Annotated in this window: 14 protein-coding genes and 1 other RNA gene; 5 read left to right on the top strand and 10 right to left on the bottom strand. The window is 41.2% G+C overall.

What is annotated here, in order from left to right; all coding sequences use genetic code 11:
* Positions 1-184 precede the first annotated feature (184 nt).
* The gene (locus ACFQ3Q_RS12845; protein WP_380746480.1) at positions 185-1,495 is read left to right on the top strand and encodes a DEAD/DEAH box helicase; all 1,311 of its coding nucleotides are present in this window, start codon (positions 185-187) and stop codon (positions 1,493-1,495) included.
* Here the strand turns inward: ACFQ3Q_RS12845 and ACFQ3Q_RS12840 are convergent.
* Together ACFQ3Q_RS12840 and ACFQ3Q_RS12835 are read right to left on the bottom strand one after the other, a co-directional pair.
* Positions 1,492-2,916: an exonuclease domain-containing protein gene (locus ACFQ3Q_RS12840; protein ID WP_380746478.1), complete on the bottom strand. Its 1,425-nt coding sequence runs from the start codon at positions 2,914-2,916 to the stop codon at positions 1,492-1,494. The two genes, ACFQ3Q_RS12845 and ACFQ3Q_RS12840, sit on opposite strands and share 4 nt — an antisense overlap.
* Positions 2,917-3,045: 129 nt before the next feature.
* Positions 3,046-4,104, bottom strand: coding sequence for an NAD-dependent epimerase/dehydratase family protein (locus ACFQ3Q_RS12835; protein WP_380746476.1), 1,059 nt, complete (start codon positions 4,102-4,104; stop codon positions 3,046-3,048).
* Positions 4,105-4,325: 221 nt separating this feature from the next.
* Between ACFQ3Q_RS12835 and ACFQ3Q_RS12830 the strand changes: the two genes are divergently transcribed.
* Complete coding sequence (locus ACFQ3Q_RS12830) at positions 4,326-4,796, top strand: methyltransferase family protein (RefSeq protein ID WP_380746475.1); 471 nt, start codon at positions 4,326-4,328, stop codon at positions 4,794-4,796.
* 106 nt (positions 4,797-4,902) lie between these two features.
* On the opposite strand, the gene ACFQ3Q_RS12825 is transcribed toward ACFQ3Q_RS12830, so the two are convergent.
* The 4 genes from ACFQ3Q_RS12825 to ssrA all read right to left on the bottom strand — a co-directional run bounded on the left by ACFQ3Q_RS12825 (position 4,903) and on the right by ssrA (position 8,004).
* Positions 4,903-5,307 carry a nuclear transport factor 2 family protein gene (locus ACFQ3Q_RS12825; protein ID WP_380746474.1) on the bottom strand — a complete coding sequence of 135 codons (405 nt, stop codon included), beginning with the start codon at positions 5,305-5,307 and terminating at the stop codon, positions 4,903-4,905.
* 4 nt (positions 5,308-5,311) lie between these two features.
* Positions 5,312-6,436 (bottom strand): hypothetical protein, encoded by a 1,125-nt coding sequence (locus tag ACFQ3Q_RS12820; protein WP_380746472.1) that lies wholly within the window; start codon positions 6,434-6,436, stop codon positions 5,312-5,314.
* Between the two features lie 427 nt (positions 6,437-6,863).
* Positions 6,864-7,232: a DUF2255 family protein gene (locus tag ACFQ3Q_RS12815; RefSeq protein WP_380746470.1), complete on the bottom strand. Its 369-nt coding sequence runs from the start codon at positions 7,230-7,232 to the stop codon at positions 6,864-6,866.
* Between the two features lie 372 nt (positions 7,233-7,604).
* Positions 7,605-8,004: a transfer-messenger RNA gene (gene ssrA / locus ACFQ3Q_RS12810) on the bottom strand.
* 114 nt (positions 8,005-8,118) lie between these two features.
* On the opposite strand from ssrA, the gene ACFQ3Q_RS12805 reads away from it, so the two are divergent.
* Together ACFQ3Q_RS12805 and ACFQ3Q_RS12800 are read left to right on the top strand one after the other, a co-directional pair.
* A complete protein-coding gene (locus ACFQ3Q_RS12805; RefSeq protein WP_380746468.1) occupies positions 8,119-9,348 on the top strand; it encodes an NAD(P)-dependent oxidoreductase in 1,230 nt (409 codons plus the stop codon).
* A complete protein-coding gene (locus ACFQ3Q_RS12800; protein WP_380746467.1) occupies positions 9,341-10,174 on the top strand; it encodes an endonuclease/exonuclease/phosphatase family protein in 834 nt (277 codons plus the stop codon). The genes ACFQ3Q_RS12805 and ACFQ3Q_RS12800 overlap by 8 nt, the downstream gene beginning before the upstream one ends.
* A 17-nt stretch (positions 10,175-10,191) precedes the next feature.
* On the opposite strand, the gene ACFQ3Q_RS12795 is transcribed toward ACFQ3Q_RS12800, so the two are convergent.
* The 4 genes from ACFQ3Q_RS12795 to kdsA all read right to left on the bottom strand — a co-directional run bounded on the left by ACFQ3Q_RS12795 (position 10,192) and on the right by kdsA (position 14,923).
* The gene (locus tag ACFQ3Q_RS12795) at positions 10,192-11,049 is read right to left on the bottom strand and encodes a universal stress protein (RefSeq protein ID WP_380746465.1); all 858 of its coding nucleotides are present in this window, start codon (positions 11,047-11,049) and stop codon (positions 10,192-10,194) included.
* A gap of 2 nt (positions 11,050-11,051) precedes the next feature.
* The gene (locus ACFQ3Q_RS12790; protein WP_380746464.1) at positions 11,052-12,686 is read right to left on the bottom strand and encodes a BCCT family transporter; all 1,635 of its coding nucleotides are present in this window, start codon (positions 12,684-12,686) and stop codon (positions 11,052-11,054) included.
* Between the two features lie 21 nt (positions 12,687-12,707).
* Positions 12,708-13,862 carry a hypothetical protein gene (locus tag ACFQ3Q_RS12785; protein ID WP_380746463.1) on the bottom strand — a complete coding sequence of 385 codons (1,155 nt, stop codon included), beginning with the start codon at positions 13,860-13,862 and terminating at the stop codon, positions 12,708-12,710.
* 242 nt (positions 13,863-14,104) lie between these two features.
* Positions 14,105-14,923 (bottom strand): 3-deoxy-8-phosphooctulonate synthase, encoded by an 819-nt coding sequence (gene kdsA / locus ACFQ3Q_RS12780; protein ID WP_380746461.1) that lies wholly within the window; start codon positions 14,921-14,923, stop codon positions 14,105-14,107.
* Positions 14,924-15,075: 152 nt separating this feature from the next.
* On the opposite strand from kdsA, the gene ACFQ3Q_RS12775 reads away from it, so the two are divergent.
* Entirely contained in the window at positions 15,076-15,561 is a 486-nt protein-coding gene (locus ACFQ3Q_RS12775) for a DinB family protein (protein WP_380746459.1), read from the top strand.
* Positions 15,562-15,657: the final 96 nt, after the last annotated feature.

Raw genomic sequence — 15,657 nt, 5'->3', positions numbered from 1 at the left:
TATGTTATGAGCAGGTATGTTTCAGGCAGACCGGAATGCTTATTAATTTTTAAACAAAGCAACATTCAATTTACAAAATTATTTCAGGATGGCATTTACCTGATTATCCCTTAAATATATGATGATCTTAAACTGAATCGTGAATCTTTAAAGATCCGAATCAATTAAGCCTTACTTTTGCGCTATGTCAAATACTATAAAAACCAAACCAGAAATTCTTGAGAAACTAAAGATCTCGAAGCTTAACCCAATGCAGAAGGATGCGGGGGCGGCGATCAGTTCCTCTTCCAATACTATTTTATTGTCCCCTACTGGTACGGGAAAGACCCTGGCATTTTTACTGCCTTTGCTGGATGAACTTGATGCCGAAATTCCTGATGTGCAGGCGATGATCCTGGTCCCGTCCCGGGAACTGGCCATCCAGATTGAACAGGTGATCCGGGAAATGGGAACCGGGTTTAAAGCAAATGCGGTTTATGGAGGCAGGGCTTTTGCCAAAGATAAACTGGAGCTGAAGCATCCTCCGGCAATTTTGATAGGAACTCCCGGGAGAGTTGCAGATCACCTGCGCAGGGAGACTTTTCCAGTGGAAGCTGTAACAAGCATTATTTTGGATGAATTTGATAAATCCCTGGAAATAGGTTTTAAAGATGAAATGTCTGAGATATTTCAAATTTTACCGGGCATTAAAAAGCGAGTGCTTACATCGGCCACTCAAAATGTTGAAATACCCCGGTTTGTGGGAATAAAGGATCCCGCAGTTATCAATTACCTTGGCGAGGAAACGTCTTTGTTAAAGGTTAAAACCGTGAACTCCCCTTCAAAGGATAAACTGGAAAGCCTGTTGAACGTACTGGCACATATCGGCAATAAACCGGGTATTATATTCTGCAATTTCAGGGATAGTATCGAGTGCGTAAGCGAATTCCTTTCTGAAAACAGGTTGCCTCACGGTTGTTTTCACGGCGGAATGGAACAGAAGGACCGGGAAAGAGCCCTGATCAAATTCAGGAATGGTACTCACAGAATTATCATTGCCACAGATCTGGCGGCAAGAGGGATCGATATTCCTGAACTCAGTTTCATCATACATTATCAACTGCCATTAAAAGAAGCTGAATTTATCCATAGAAACGGAAGGACAGCCCGTATGGATGCAAAAGGGACTGCTTATGTACTGAAATGGGTAAAGGAGGAATTACCTGAATTCATCCAGGAGTCTTCTATTCAAAAAATGGAATCCAACGCTATAAAAAAAGAAACCGAATGGAAGACCTTATTTATTTCAGGGGGCAGAAAAGACAAAATATCCAAGGGTGATATCGCCGGCTTGTTCTTCAAGCAGGGAAGCCTGAATAAAGATGAACTGGGAACTATCGAGTTAAAGCAGGACTGCAGTTTTGTTTCGGTTGCCGCTTCCAAAGCAAAGACTGTTGTTCAATCTCTTGATAATTCCAGGTTAAAAAAGAAAAAGGTGAGAATCAGTCTTGTTTAGCCAAACCATAATTCGGTTTCTGCTAATTCTTCCTCCTCTGTCTTCAGCGGAATCTTAGAAAGATTCTTTTTGGTATTCAGATACCGGTTCACAATTCTGTCAGCATAGCTGGAAGTTTTGGAAGGAGTGAGGAAGTTTTTAAATTCTTCGGGGTGGTTGAAATCATCTGCGGGGCCAATATAACCATACCCGGCATATTTGCCTTTATTGAGATATATAAAGGATTTTTCCTCACTGGTTCGTCCTTTTTCCAGAAGAAGACAGGATTCATCGTATTTCCCGATATACTCCACAGCTTTTTCAACGCGGGCATTATATTCATCTATATTGATTTCGTTTTTACAAACCCCGCTGCAGGTGGTGATCCTGTAATGGTCACAAACCTTTCCACTTGGTTGTAATCCGCAGTATTTTGGACAGAGTTCGAATTCCTGGCACAGGTACTCCAGGAATTTGATGGCCTCTACCCGGGTATAGAACTTCATCCAGCTAACAGGCGCGATCTTGTTCTTGTGTAAAGCGAATTGTTCAACGCCTTTCTGGTTATGATAGGAGGTAAGCGTGTAAGGGCGGCTGACTTTCTTCTGGGCTTTATTGAATTTAGGGTAGAATTTCAGGATCAGTTCAGATTCCCTCAGTAAAGCAAGTAGTTCATTCCCGGTTAGTTCATAATCGATGCTGTAGGTTTCCTGCATCAATTTATACTTTCGGTTAGAACGTTCCTGAAAATGAGATTTTATACGACTCTTTATGTTCTTTGCTTTTCCAATATAAAGCGGTCTTCCGTCCTTATCCTTAAAAAAATAAACCCCGGTCGAGGTAGGCAGTTTTTCAAAGTCTGAACTTTTAAAATTAGGCGGAAGGTAAGAAGCCGCGGTCTTCTGATTTAGTAATTTCTCGATCACCTCAAATTCGGGATCCAGGGATAAACATCTTTGAAAAAGCGTAACAGTAGCGTCGCAATCTCCCTTGGCCCTGTGCCGGTCTATATGCGGGATGTTTATGGAGGTGCAGATATTTCCCAGGCTATAGGAGAACAACCCCGGGATCAGTTTTTTTGTCAACCTCACCGTACAAAGTCTTTTCCTTTTAAACTGCCGGTCAAGACCGGTAAACTCAGAGCGTATGATGTTGTAATCGAAATTCACATTATGTGCGACAAAAATACAGTCTTTGGTGATCTTTTCAACTTCATCGGCTATTTCAGAAAAACAGGGTGCATTGCTCACCATTTCGTCATTGATGCCCGTTAAGCTTTCAATATAAAGGGGAATTTCCTGACTGGGATTTACCAGAGAGGAATACTCATCAATCACTTCTCCGTTCTGCACGATGATCACGCAGATCTCCGTGATCTTGTTTCCTTTGATCCCGCTGCCGGTAGTCTCAATATCAGTAATAGCGAACTTCAAATCTTTCATTCCGGAAAATTACTGTTTTATTGGAAAATATCCAAATGAATGGAAAAAATCCAATATTAAGCTTGTGAAATACCTTGATTATCTTAGAAAGCGAAGAGCCGGATGCCGGACTTTTAGGGTCTGAAGGGTCTAAATAATATCATTACTTATAAGCACCTGGAAGGAATCTTCCATCGTCTCCTGCATCGGTCTGAAGTCTAAGTTCAGATCTTTTTTGATCTTGGAATTGTCTGCTCTCCATTCAATATTCACATTATTCCGAATGAATTTCCTGGAGAGATTCTTATTCACATAAGGACCAATTAAAAGCAATAACCATTTTGGCAGGGCTTTGGTCGGTACCGGATAGGAATCACCATATCTAGGTTCCAGGGCTTCCCCCAGCTCTACAAAATTGGTGTTATGCGCAGAGGTGATATACCTGCCTTTTGCAGAAGGTGTAAAGCCGGCTTTATAATGAGCTTCGGCAACATCGCGGACGTCTACCAGTCCAATCCCTATTTTTGGCGCACCCATTTTGAATGTTCCGTCCCCAAGCTGCTTCAACAAACTGAAACTTTCAGAGGTGGTGGCTTTTGGGTTTAGTGGTGGTCCCATAACTAAAGATGGATTAATAGTTACCAGGTCCCACTCATTCTGCTCCTTATTGATCTCCCAGGCCTTTTTCTCGGCCAGGGTCTTGGAGTAAGAGTAAGGCTGATGATCCAGGGAGGCAGTGGTGTTCCAGATGTCTTCCGTAAGAATATCATTTGGGGTATCCTGTACATCCCTGGCATCGGTATAGATCGCGGCACAGCTGCTGGTAAGAACCACTCTTTTCACACCCGGTGTTTTAATCGCCTCATTCAGTACATTTTCGGTTCCTTTCACCGCCGGCTCGATCAGTTCCTTTTTAGGATCATCGAATTCTGAGGTAAATGGAGATGCGGTATGAAAAACCAGTTCACAGCCTTGCATTGCTTCGGCATAGGAACCTTCGTCTAAAAGATCAGATTTGAAGTATTTTATGGTCCCCGGAGAATTTTCTGAGATCTCATTAAGGTGCTGCACTTTATGCTCTTTTTCAGGATCACGTACTGCGGCGTGTACCGTCAGGCCATCTTCGAGCAATCTTTTTACCAGCCAGCCGGCAACATATCCTGTTGCTCCTGTTACCAGTACGGGTTTTGTTTTATCTATTGTTGTCATTTCTTTCTTATTTGGTTATTAAGGAACAGGTGCATCGTCCTTAGTCGTATTCATCTTTGATGCTCTCCTTCCGGGTTTGAACAAATTTCAGTATTATGCCTGGTTTATGCTAACCTAAACTGTTGTTTTTCAGGTGTAAATAAATAAATTTTTGGAACTTGTTATATATTGGTTACATAGCTGCTGTTTTTTCAAGAACCAGACTATTAAAATTGGTGTAAATGAAATTAAAGTCGAAAGATTATATTCTGGTTGGTATACAGGCTGCGATCTTCATGTTGTATATATTCGACTTGCAAATACTTCAGCTGAGTTTCCCGCAATTGATTAAAGATGCGGCGCTGATTGTTTCGATTTTGGGGTGGATAATCGTCCTGGTGGCAATTTTACAGCTAAATAGAAATCTTTCGCCATTCCCCTCCCCGAAGGCTGATTCAAAACTGGTCCAAAATGGTCTGTATAAATATATAAGGCATCCTGTTTACTTCGGAATTTTAATAGGTTTAGGCGGAATAGCTATTTACAGTTTATCCGGATATAGGGTGATTCTCACACTGGCCTTGTATGTTTTGTTCGATATCAAATCCATTTATGAAGAAAAGCTGCTAATGACCAAATTTCCCGGGTATAGAGATTACCGCAAGAAAACAGGGAGGTTTTTTCCAAGAATTAAAAAACCCCACAAATCCTGAGATCTGTAGGGTTTTAGATCAGGCTGGTAGCCAAACTCAAATGCCCGCTATTTACTCGTTAATAGTTTATTGGTATGTCATTTTCAATAGACTCCCGCTATTATCTCTAATATTTTTCCTGGTTTTCTTTTAAAGTTTTTGCTGTATGAACAATAGGTATATCCCAGGCTTCTTTAATCTGCCCATCAATAATACACCATATCGCAATAGCCTCAATCTCCATTGATTTACCTTCCAGGGACAATGTGTCTTTAACATGGGTGATAATTAATTCATCTCCCATAGGGGTTATGGATATGGGATCTACTTTAAAAGAACTATTGGTGCGACCTGCTAATTTTTGGAAGAAATCGGTCAAACCAGAGAGACCGAAATAGTCTCCTTCTAACTCGGACAGCTTTGGATTGATATAATGCCAAACGAAATCTTCAGCTAACACCTCAGCTAAAGTATTGGGGTTTGCAGGGTTGAACCTCTTTAAAATACCAATATTGGGATGTTCTTTATTCATAGTACTATTTTTTAACCAGTTTTTTAGAGCGAAGCACCTTTAAAGTCAATGCTCCATAAGTAATTGATAGTATAACTATAGAAATTAATATCCCTGCATAAGGAATAATAGTGAGTAAGCGCAATATCACAGCACACAATAATGCCAGGAAGGTAACACTCCAAAAGCCCCAATCCTTTTCTTTTTGATACCTGAAATAATAAACTACCAGTAAAGCTGCGATCAAATGACCGAAAAGAAGACTAAATAAAAATATGACCGTTGCGAAGAGACCCAGGGGAATGCCAATTAGAATTAGCAAAGCAAGGATTATTAATAATGGAATACCTATTAAGTAAATCAGTCCAAAGCCGAAGCTCTTTAACCAGTTATGCTCTAAACCTTTAACAGCATTTGAAAATGTATTTTTGAAGAGCGCATGAAACACCAGAATCACCAGAAATGCAGAAAATATATAGAACCCCCATAATAAAAGGGAAGTTGTGCCAAAGGTAGTTAAAGATAAATCTGATTCTTCTTCCCCAAGATCTTCATTGAATTGAGCTTGAGTATCGACCAGCGAGTTTTTGAAGTCTATTTCTTCTTCACTATTCCAATACTCAACTTCCTTATAAAATTTGGCATTTGACCCAATTGTGATGTCTTCCCCTACGATTTTTGAGGTTTCTTTTACAGTTCCATTAATAAGAACGTCGCCCCCTTTAATGTCAAGTTTTCCAATTACCTCACCATTCATTTCAATATTTCCGGCAAAACAAATAAGACTCCCATGTATTACAGCATTTTTAGTAAGGACGACTTCCCCTCCAAAAACAACTAAATCATCTCCTATTTCTGAATCAATGGTTACCCTTCCCACCGCTATACGAACATCATCTGCTATATAAGCATTGATAAATAATTCTCCTCCTGCTGCAGTAAGGTCTCCGTTGATGCTATCATTTACAATAAGACTGCCTCCGGCTATTACCAGGTCTCCCTGTACCACAGCATTTACTTTGATGGATCCTCCGGCGCGATAAGTGTCATCCTGTTGGGTGGTATTAATTACAATATTACCTTCATTCTCTTCCTGGCCAAAAGAGAGCATTGACCAGAGTACAATTAGTAAAAAAGTTATAATTCGCATTAGTATTAAGTTTTAGTTGTAAACACTTAATTTACTATTTATCAGCAGTTTAAAAACTGATATGAATCATCAGTACTTTTAGGATTCCTGTTGCTGAATAGACTTTCTGGCCAGTAGCTTTAGTAATGGTAACAATTATTATTGCAGCGAGAATTGAGGGATGAAATTATTGAATTTTGAAAGAGCTATATAAGCACTGATCTGGATAAATAAGTGCTTTATTTATTCTAACCTGTGTAGGAATAGGAATATTAGTCTTTTAAAAATATGAATAAAGGGGTGTGTTGCAGCTCAGCGGTCCCGGTTATCGCAAGTTGACGGAGTAGGGATGCGGTTTTGTCGGTTTAAGACCTGTTTTTTTGGTGACGTCAAAACGCTGCCGCCTATTTGCGATGAAGCGTAGTTATGTGTAGTAATTTTAAACGGGTTATTGATCGAAGAATTCCATTGTATAGTTAAAATATTCAGGTTTTGAGATTCCTTTGGCATATTTCAAATTTTCCGGTTGCTTATATTTTTCAATATAAGCCTGACTAATTTTTTTATTTATTGGGTCATCTGAATTTATTTTTTCACCTTTTACTCTAATAACTTTATCACCAAATTTTATCTCTCCGATTCCGGTTTTTTGAAATTCCGTAAACCAACTATTTTCACTTTTATTCCAACTTCTGGCAAAAATCCTATTATCCACAGCTACCATCCAAATTTTTAAGAAAGTCGGTCTCGTCAAACCTCCCTTTATTTCGATCAAGGTATTATTTATTAAATATGTGTAGAAGTCTTTTGAAAACATATCATTAATAAAATTATTACATAGGATTTGTTATAGGCCGTAAATATGCTTTTTTATCCGGGTAGAATTTAGGATAAGGGAAAGCTTTAGTGTTCAATTCTCTTTATAATCTGGCTAGGATATTGATTTATTGAATTATGAAATGTCACCCAATTTGTAATCCGGAAATAAAAAACCCCGAAATCACCAATGATTTCGGGGTTGTAAAGTGGAGTCGGAGGGGTTGACTGCGTCTTCCCCTGGAATTCTCATTCTGCAAATGGAAATTCCCGGCTGCTCCAGCCGCCGATGTCTTAAAATAAAAATTCCCGTTCAGGTGAAAATACCTGACGGGAATTTTATTTTTTAATCCATTGCGGAATTTCCGCTTGATTGTGGAGTCGGAGGGGTTCGAACCCTCGTCCAAACAAGCAATTCAGCTGCTTTCTACACGCTTAGTTTTCGTTTGATTGTCGATGCAAGACCGGCCGAAAACCACCAATCTTACACGTATCCTCAATTAAGTTTCGGAACTGCATCAAGGCCCTGCAGTCCCTATATTTACTTTATCGGTGCCCCGAATGCGAACGCCGTAAATCAAGGCTTTCGCGGGACATCTTGGCTCCCTGTCTTACAGGGACTAAGAGTAACCTACTGTGATTCGGTTACGCAGCCAAGGCGTAGTTATTCTCGCCGTTTAAAAAAGTGTGAAATATGAGATTTACGAGCTATATCCCAGCGCTCGACGTGCTTACAACCCAATTAGACTCGCTGTCAAAACCAAGTCGACCCCAATATGTAAAGAACTTTATTTTCCAGGCCTTTCTTCCGGCCAAGGTCAGCAAAGATACTATTAAAATTTATATCTTTACAAGCCACATTTAAATGTACAAAACCTATACCAGAAATGATAAAATTTGCGCTTATTAAAGAACGAAAAACCCCACCGGACAGAAGAGTTGTTTTCTCTCCTCAAAAGCTGAAAGAAGCCGTAGCAAAGTTTCCCGAAGCCAGGTTTAAGGTTGAAAGTTCTGATATCCGCATTTTTTCTGATCAGGAATACCGGGATGCCGGTTTTGAGGTTTCTGAAGATGTGTCAGACTGTGATGTAATGCTAGGGGTGAAAGAGGTCCCTATTCCTGCCCTTATTCCCGGTAAAAAGTATTTTTTCTTTTCGCATACCATTAAGAAACAACCCTATAATCGTGATCTTTTAAGGGAAATCCTGCACAATAATATCGAGCTTTATGATCACGAGGTTATTGTAAACGAAAAGGGCGGAAGGCTCATTGGTTTTGGAAGGTATGCCGGGCTGGTTGGGGCTTATAACGGTTTCAGGGCAGTTGGTTTGAAAGAGGGCCTTTTTGAACTTCCAAAGGCTGAAACCTTAGCCGACCTTCAGGCTTTGTGCGCAGAACTAGACAGGATCAAACTGCCTGCTTTTAAGATCGTGCTTACCGGAAACGGTAAAGTTGCCCACGGAGCCAAAGAGATCCTGGATCACCTGCAGATTAAAAGAGTTGGGGTGGAGGAATATCTCAATTCTGAATTTAACGAACCTGTATACTGCCAAATAGATGTGCTGGATTATAATAAGCGTAGTGACGGAGGAGAGGGATCTGCAAAAGAATTCTATGAACATCCTGAATATTATGAATCAGACTTTTTTAGGTTTGCAAGGGTGAGTGATATGTTTATCGCCGGTCATTTTTACGGCGAAGGAGCACCGAAATTCTTTACCGAAGAGGATGCCAAATCTTCCGATTTTAAAATAAAATATGTGGCAGATATTTCCTGTGATATTGCCGGACCTGTGGCTTGTACAATCAGGCCATCCACCATTGCCGAACCCTTATTTGGATACAATCCTCAAACAGAATCTGAAGTAGATTTCAGAGAAAAGGATGCGATTTGTGTGATGGCTGTAGACAACCTGCCCTGCGAATTACCCAAAGATGCCAGTGAAGGATTTGGAGATATGTTCCTGGAACATGTGATTCCCGCATTTTTTAATAATGATTATGACCATATCCTTAGTCGAGCCCGAATGACTGAGAATGGAAAGCTGACCGAAAGATTCAGCTATCTTCAGGGTTATGTAGATGGTGATATTAAAAGTTTAAACGAGTATGCTTAAAAATATTTTCAGCCTTATTTTTCTTATAGCTTTTGGTTTGTCAACTCAGGCACAAATTGAGATGATGACCTACAATATTAAGTATGCGAACGAAAATGACGGTAAGAACAGCTGGTCTCAGCGTAAGGATCATATCACCAATCAGCTGAAATTCTATGAACCGGAAATATTAGGGATGCAGGAAGCGCTGTTAAGCCAGCTTGAACATTTCAAGGCAAATCTTCCGGGCTATCAGTTTGTAGGGGTAGGCCGTGAAGACGGTAAGGAGAAAGGGGAGTACAGCGCCATTTTTTTTGATAGTTCAAGGTTTGAAGTTTTAAAAGCGGATACTTTTTGGTTATCTGAAACCCCGTCTCAGGTTTCTACCGGTTGGGATGCAGCCCTGCCAAGAATTTGCACCTACGCTAAATTTCGTGAAAGGGAAAGCGGAAAGGAATTCTGGGTCTTTAATACTCATTTTGATCATATGGGGGAAAAGGCAAGGCAGGAAAGTGCCAAACTTATCTGGAAAAAAATAAACGAGGTTAATGCAGGTGAACTGCCGGTGGTGCTAATGGGAGACCTTAATCTGGAGCCGGATACAGAAGCTATTCAGTTTCTATCAGAAAAACTCAATGACAGCAAAAGTATCAGTGAAAATGTTGTTTTCGGACCGGAAGGAACTTTTAACGGGTATGAATTCAACCAACCGGTAACCCGCCGTATAGATTATATTTTGGTAAGCGACGGGATAAAGGTTTTAAAATACGGAGTGCTTAGTGACTCAAAAGACCAAAAATACCCCTCAGATCATTTACCGGTTTTGATTAAGCTTAATATTCAATAAAAGACAACTGTTTTTGCCTATTTGGAGATCCATAAAGGCAGGTGTAGCTGACTGTTAAAAAGTTCCTCGGTTAAGCTGCCTACGAGGATTGACGATATAGTGCTTCCACCCGTATCGGCAACCACCAGCATATCGGCTTTTGAGGCTTCCGCTTTTGTAGCCAGCTCTACCGCTTCGCTGGAGCTTCGGGCAGAATAAATCCTGAAAGAGAGGTCTCCCTGGTAATCTAGGTTTTTGAGGAACTTATCCATTCGCTCGTTTACGTGCTTTTCTATCTTAGGCTCCATATCTTCCTTGTTGATATAAGGAGAGAAGTGAACCGGAATGCTGAAAACGTGGGTGGCAGTTACTTTTGCCCCGGTGGCACTTTGTAAAACCCTGGCGGCCTGGAATACTTTTTTGGATTCCTTCGAAAAATCAGTGCCCACCCAGATATTTTCCAGTTTACAGGGAGCATTTTCCGGAACCGTAAGCAGATCGCAATTCAGGATCCTTAGTAGTTTACTCGGTACCGTTCCTGTTCCTTTCTTTTTATTCTTGTTCCCCAGAATGACGAGGTTTACCAAATATTTATTTACTATATATTTTATCAATGCTTCAGAATAAGGGTCTTCAGAGATTAAAACATCCCATTGCGCATTGGCATTGAATTTAGAACTGATTTTATCCTTTAGTTCTTCGCTTATGATGTCTTCCAGGTTGATGTCCTTGAGCTGTTCCTGAAATAATTCAGAAATCTCATATTTCTTAATATTATGGACAAAATATACCTTTTCAGCTCCTAATTTGTCGGCTATAAATGATGCATATTCTATAAGTGTGTCATCAATTTCTGAAAGATCCAGTCCAACTAAGATATTTTTCACTTGTTCCATAGTTATGAATTTTCCTGTTTTCCGGTTTCTGATTTTAAGTTTCGTTTCTGAACAATTTCAGATACGATCTCTTCATAATTGTCCATTTCTTTCTGTGTTTCCTTCTCATTGAGTTTTTGAAGGTCTTCCTTAAGTCCTTTATAAAGCGAATAACACATAAAGAGCAGAATAAAGGCGAAGGGGAGTCCCGTTACGATGGAAGCGGTTTGCAATGCCTGCAGGCCACCACCAATAAGCAATACGGCAGCTACGGTTCCTTCGGCAACAGCCCAGAAAATACGTTGTCCCACAGGGGCATCAATCTTACCTCCCGAGGTTAGGGAATCGACAACCAGGGATCCGGAATCCGAAGAAGTCACAAAAAATCCTGCAATAAGTATAACCGCGATCACATTAAGCGCAATGGCAATAGGGTAGTCTTCAAGGAATACGAATAGCGCGGTAGCCACGTTATCATCAACAGCATCGATTATGGTGTTGTCTCCCAGCAAGGCCTGTTGAATGGAGACACTTCCGAAAGCCGAGATCCAAAAAAAGGTGACCAGTGAGGGAACTATCAGTACCCCCAAAATGAATTCACTTACGGTTCTTCCTTTAGAAACACGGGCGATGAAGGTACCCACAAAAGGGGACCAGGCAATCCACCAACCCCAGTAGAATACCGTCCAGGAGTTTTGCCAGTCGGTTCCAGTGAAACTTTCGGTCCAGGTAGACAGATTCAGGAAGTTATAAAAGTAGCTTCCGGTGTTCTGAACAAAAGACTGGAAAATAAATATTGTTGGGCCTAAGATGACCACCAGTACGAGTAAAGCAACAGCAATTCGCATATTCCATTCACTCAAAAAGCGCACTCCTTTATCTACACCTGCTACCACAGAGATGGTTGCTATAAGGGTAATCCCGGCTATGAGGGATACCTGTGTGGTGATTCCGCCACTAATATCAAATACGTGATTAAGTCCTGCTGCAATTTGTTTTACCCCAAGCCCAAGTGAAGTAGCCAATCCGAAGAGGGTTGCCAGAACGGCAAAAATATCTATTATATCACCAATCCAGCCGTGTATCTTATCTCCTAAAAAAGGATGAAAAATAGACCTGATAGTGAGCGGGAGGCCTCTTGAATAAGTGAAATAGGCCAATGCAAGCCCTACTAAGGCGTAAATAGCCCAGGCGTGAAAGCCCCAATGTAAAAAGGTGAAGTTCATCGCCTCTCTGGCTGCGGCAGTAGTCCCTCCTTCGGCCATTGGAGGAGAATTGAAGTGGTTTATAGGTTCTGCAATACTCCAGAAAAGAAGTCCTATTCCCATCCCGGCACTGAACAGCATTGCAAACCAGGAGAGGGTCTTGAACTCTGGTTTGGCATTTTGTCCTCCAATCCTAAGTTTTCCAAATTTGCTGAAGGCCAGGTATATCATAAAGATCAGAAATACATTTACTGAAAGTATAAAGAACCAGCCACCGTTAGTTGCGACCGTTTCCTGTACACTGCTGAAAATTTCCTGAGCCCTCTTTTCAAATAAAAGAGTTAGAACAATAGATACGATTATAATAAAAGCGGATGTGAAAAAAACAGGACCGTTGACTTCCAGGCCGAATATGGACTTTTTCTCATCGCTTCTGGTAACTTTCTCACTCATATTTTTTGGTTTGGTTATGATTTAAAAATAATAGCCGATATTAATATTAAAGCGGGCTTCCCATTTGGCATCGGGCTTCCCTTTTGCAAAGTCATCTACAAAATTCCCGCCCAGCCAGGAATGATTATAGCCGGCGGCATAATCTACATAGGTAAACACCTGTCCAGCAGTTATCAAAACTCCGGTTACGTTCATATATGAATCTTCGAAGCCGGCTTTTTGCTTCTGCATATATCCAAAATCGTTGTAGAACTCAAGATTGGAGACCGGACCCCATTCTACAGGAATATTTCTTGATATTGCCAGTGAATATAGATTGAAATCGGCGGCAACCTGATAAGGGGCGCCGTAAGCAGCGAAACTCAGCACGTCTTCAGATTCTCCTTCGGCATTTTCAGGATTATGCGAGGCTGTTAAAGCCTGGGCTTTCACGTTCCAGCGATCCCCGATAAATTCATAGTGGGCCGCGAGACCGTAATGATCTCCCGTTTCTTTGGTGTCAAGGTTGTACAAACCTCCATACTGAGCCGAAAGCCCGACCCTGTGAATTGATTTATTTACAAACTTATAGATGAACTTTCCGTTGAATTGGTTGATCTCCTTGTTGCGGCCGGCAACGTCGTAGGAATAACGACTGGGTGAAGATTCGGTTTCACTCCCAAAGCGCAGCTCTTCAGAGCTCTTGAAGAAAGCGAGGTGGTATTCTATTTTTTTTCCGTCGTGAATATATTTCACCCCCATATCGTGGTCATCTTCAAGCCCCATATAATAGGTGAGGTTAAAGAACCAGTTGTGGGAATTGTACTGCTGGATCCCGAAGGGAACCTGGGTAAGCCCAACCTGGATCTCATCCTGTTTGTTGAACTTATATCCCATCCAGCCCTGCTTTAGCATCCCGCCGCCAAAAAAATCGGAGTATAAGCGGTATTCTGCATTCAGGTAGACTCCTTTGTATTTCGCGTCGAAATTTACCCGGAACATATCGTAACCAAAATCTCCTCCACGGTCCTTTTGTCCGTCTTTCCAGGAAGATAGATTGTAGTTGAATCTTAGGGCGCCGCCAACGCTTATTTCCGGCTCTTCCTGTGCAATTACAGGGGTTATTCCAAACAGGTTTATTCCCAAAAATAAAAGGAAAGCAGAAGTGAATTTAGGTAGGGAGTAAATTCTTTTCATTTATTGGTTGGTTAATTGGATTTCTTCAAATTAAACCAAAATGAAATAAAATCCTACCTGGGGAATGTGGATTAACTTTTATTTAATGCGAGTTGTGAATATTTTTAAGAATGTTTAAAAGCGGTACCTGTCCAAAGCTTAGTGAGAAGATCAGGAGGGTACTCTTAAATGTAGAACGGGTGTCTGAATAATGGTTCTGAAAAGGTAAAATGCCTGGTACTTCCCTGCTTTACCCGAACTATTTAAAACTTATTGATGGTCTTTCTGATTGCAACAAGATGGGAGAGCAGATTCTCCAGATGTTTCAGGTCGAGCATATTTGCGCCATCGCTTTTTGCATTTGCAGGATCGAAGTGGGTTTCGATAAACAGCCCGTCAACATTGTTTACCACTCCGGCACGGGCAATGGTTTCTATCATATCAGGTCTTCCTCCGGTAACCCCGCTGCTCTGGTTTGGCTGTTGTAAAGAGTGGGTTACATCCAGTACCGTTGGAGCAAATTCTCTCATTGTGGGGATACCGCGGAAATCCACGATCATATCCTGGTATCCGAACATTGTTCCCCTGTCGGTTACCATTACCTGTTCGTTATTACAGTCGGTTACCTTGGTCACGGCGTGTTTCATACTCTCGGGACTCATAAACTGACCTTTTTTAAGGTTGACGGTTTTCCCCGTTTCTGCAGCGGCTACCACCAGGTCCGTCTGTCTTACCAGGAATGCCGGGATTTGAAGAATGTCTACATATTCTGCAGCCAGTTTCGCGTCGCTTACCTCATGAATATCGGTTATGGTTGGGATGTTGAAGGTTTCGGACACCTTTCTCAGTATCTTCAGCGCTTTTTCATCTCCAATTCCGGTAAAACTGTCTATTCGGCTTCTGTTGGCCTTTTTGAAAGAGCCTTTAAAAACATAAGGGATCTCCAGTTTGTCGGTGATTTCAACTACCTTTTCGGCAATGCGTAAGGCCATTTCTTCACCTTCAATGGCACAGGGTCCGGCTAAAAGGAAAAAGTTATTGGAGTCAGTATGTTTTAATTGCGGAATATTCTCAAGTTTCATAACCGGTTTTTTAGGGGAACAAAGATAAGCGAATTAGTTGGCCGGCACAATTGCGAAAAATACGGGAAAACCCGTAGTTTTAAAATTTTCAGGAAAAGGGAGTTTAATTATCAATTTGTTGTATTTTAAGGCGATTAACTAACAATATGAAAATGGATATTAAAGACTTCTTTCTTCAGGAGCTACAGCAGGAAGCTGCCCTGACCGAAAAATTCCTGAAAAGGATTCCCGAAGATAAGCTGGACTGGAAGCCTCATCAAAAATCGATGAGTTTCAGGGAGCTTGCCAATCACCTGGCTGAGATTCCCAGTTGGATTACAGGGACAATGGAAATGGAAGAGCTGGATATGGAAGGCTATAAGGCGCCGGATTTTGGAAGTATTGAAGAGATACTCCAGACCTTAAAGAACAATGTTCAGGAGGCTGAGGCCGCATTAAATAAGCCCGACGAAGAATATCAGAAGAACTGGAAGATGACCCAGAACGGAGAGACGTTAATGGAAATGCCGCGTTTTAACGTGCTGCAGGCAATGGTTATGAACCAGTTTCCGCATCACCGGGCACAACTGGGCGTATACCTGCGATTGAATGATCTGTCGGTTCCTGCAACTTACGGGCCTTCAGCCGATGAGAATTAAGGTTTTGTGATTTACGTCTTAGAGGAAGAGTATCAGTTAGTTAGTCTTTGAGATTAACTGAATGTTATTTTACGTAATTAAGTGCCACAAGACTAG

The sequence above is a fragment of the Salegentibacter chungangensis genome, assembly GCF_042678405.1.
Lineage (GTDB): Bacteria > Bacteroidota > Bacteroidia > Flavobacteriales > Flavobacteriaceae > Salegentibacter_A > Salegentibacter_A chungangensis.
Note: the sequence above shows the minus strand (reverse complement) of the source record. Positions and strands in the feature narration are given on the sequence as shown.

Excerpts from the sequence above, each read along its gene's own strand:
- ACFQ3Q_RS12845 (WP_380746480.1), top strand. The coding sequence starts at position 185 with ATGTCAAATACTATAAAAACCAAACCAGAAATTCTTGAGAAACTAAAG.
- ACFQ3Q_RS12840 (WP_380746478.1), bottom strand. The coding sequence starts at position 2,916 with ATGAAAGATTTGAAGTTCGCTATTACTGATATTGAGACTACCGGCAGC.
- ACFQ3Q_RS12835 (WP_380746476.1), bottom strand. The coding sequence starts at position 4,104 with ATGACAACAATAGATAAAACAAAACCCGTACTGGTAACAGGAGCAACA.
- ACFQ3Q_RS12830 (WP_380746475.1), top strand. The coding sequence starts at position 4,326 with ATGAAATTAAAGTCGAAAGATTATATTCTGGTTGGTATACAGGCTGCG.
- ACFQ3Q_RS12825 (WP_380746474.1), bottom strand. The coding sequence starts at position 5,307 with ATGAATAAAGAACATCCCAATATTGGTATTTTAAAGAGGTTCAACCCT.
- ACFQ3Q_RS12820 (WP_380746472.1), bottom strand. The coding sequence starts at position 6,436 with ATGCGAATTATAACTTTTTTACTAATTGTACTCTGGTCAATGCTCTCT.
- ACFQ3Q_RS12815 (WP_380746470.1), bottom strand. The coding sequence starts at position 7,232 with ATGTTTTCAAAAGACTTCTACACATATTTAATAAATAATACCTTGATC.
- ACFQ3Q_RS12805 (WP_380746468.1), top strand. The coding sequence starts at position 8,119 with ATGATAAAATTTGCGCTTATTAAAGAACGAAAAACCCCACCGGACAGA.
- ACFQ3Q_RS12800 (WP_380746467.1), top strand. The coding sequence starts at position 9,341 with ATGCTTAAAAATATTTTCAGCCTTATTTTTCTTATAGCTTTTGGTTTG.
- ACFQ3Q_RS12795 (WP_380746465.1), bottom strand. The coding sequence starts at position 11,049 with ATGGAACAAGTGAAAAATATCTTAGTTGGACTGGATCTTTCAGAAATT.
- ACFQ3Q_RS12790 (WP_380746464.1), bottom strand. The coding sequence starts at position 12,686 with ATGAGTGAGAAAGTTACCAGAAGCGATGAGAAAAAGTCCATATTCGGC.
- ACFQ3Q_RS12785 (WP_380746463.1), bottom strand. The coding sequence starts at position 13,862 with ATGAAAAGAATTTACTCCCTACCTAAATTCACTTCTGCTTTCCTTTTA.
- kdsA (WP_380746461.1), bottom strand. The coding sequence starts at position 14,923 with ATGAAACTTGAGAATATTCCGCAATTAAAACATACTGACTCCAATAAC.
- ACFQ3Q_RS12775 (WP_380746459.1), top strand. The coding sequence starts at position 15,076 with ATGGATATTAAAGACTTCTTTCTTCAGGAGCTACAGCAGGAAGCTGCC.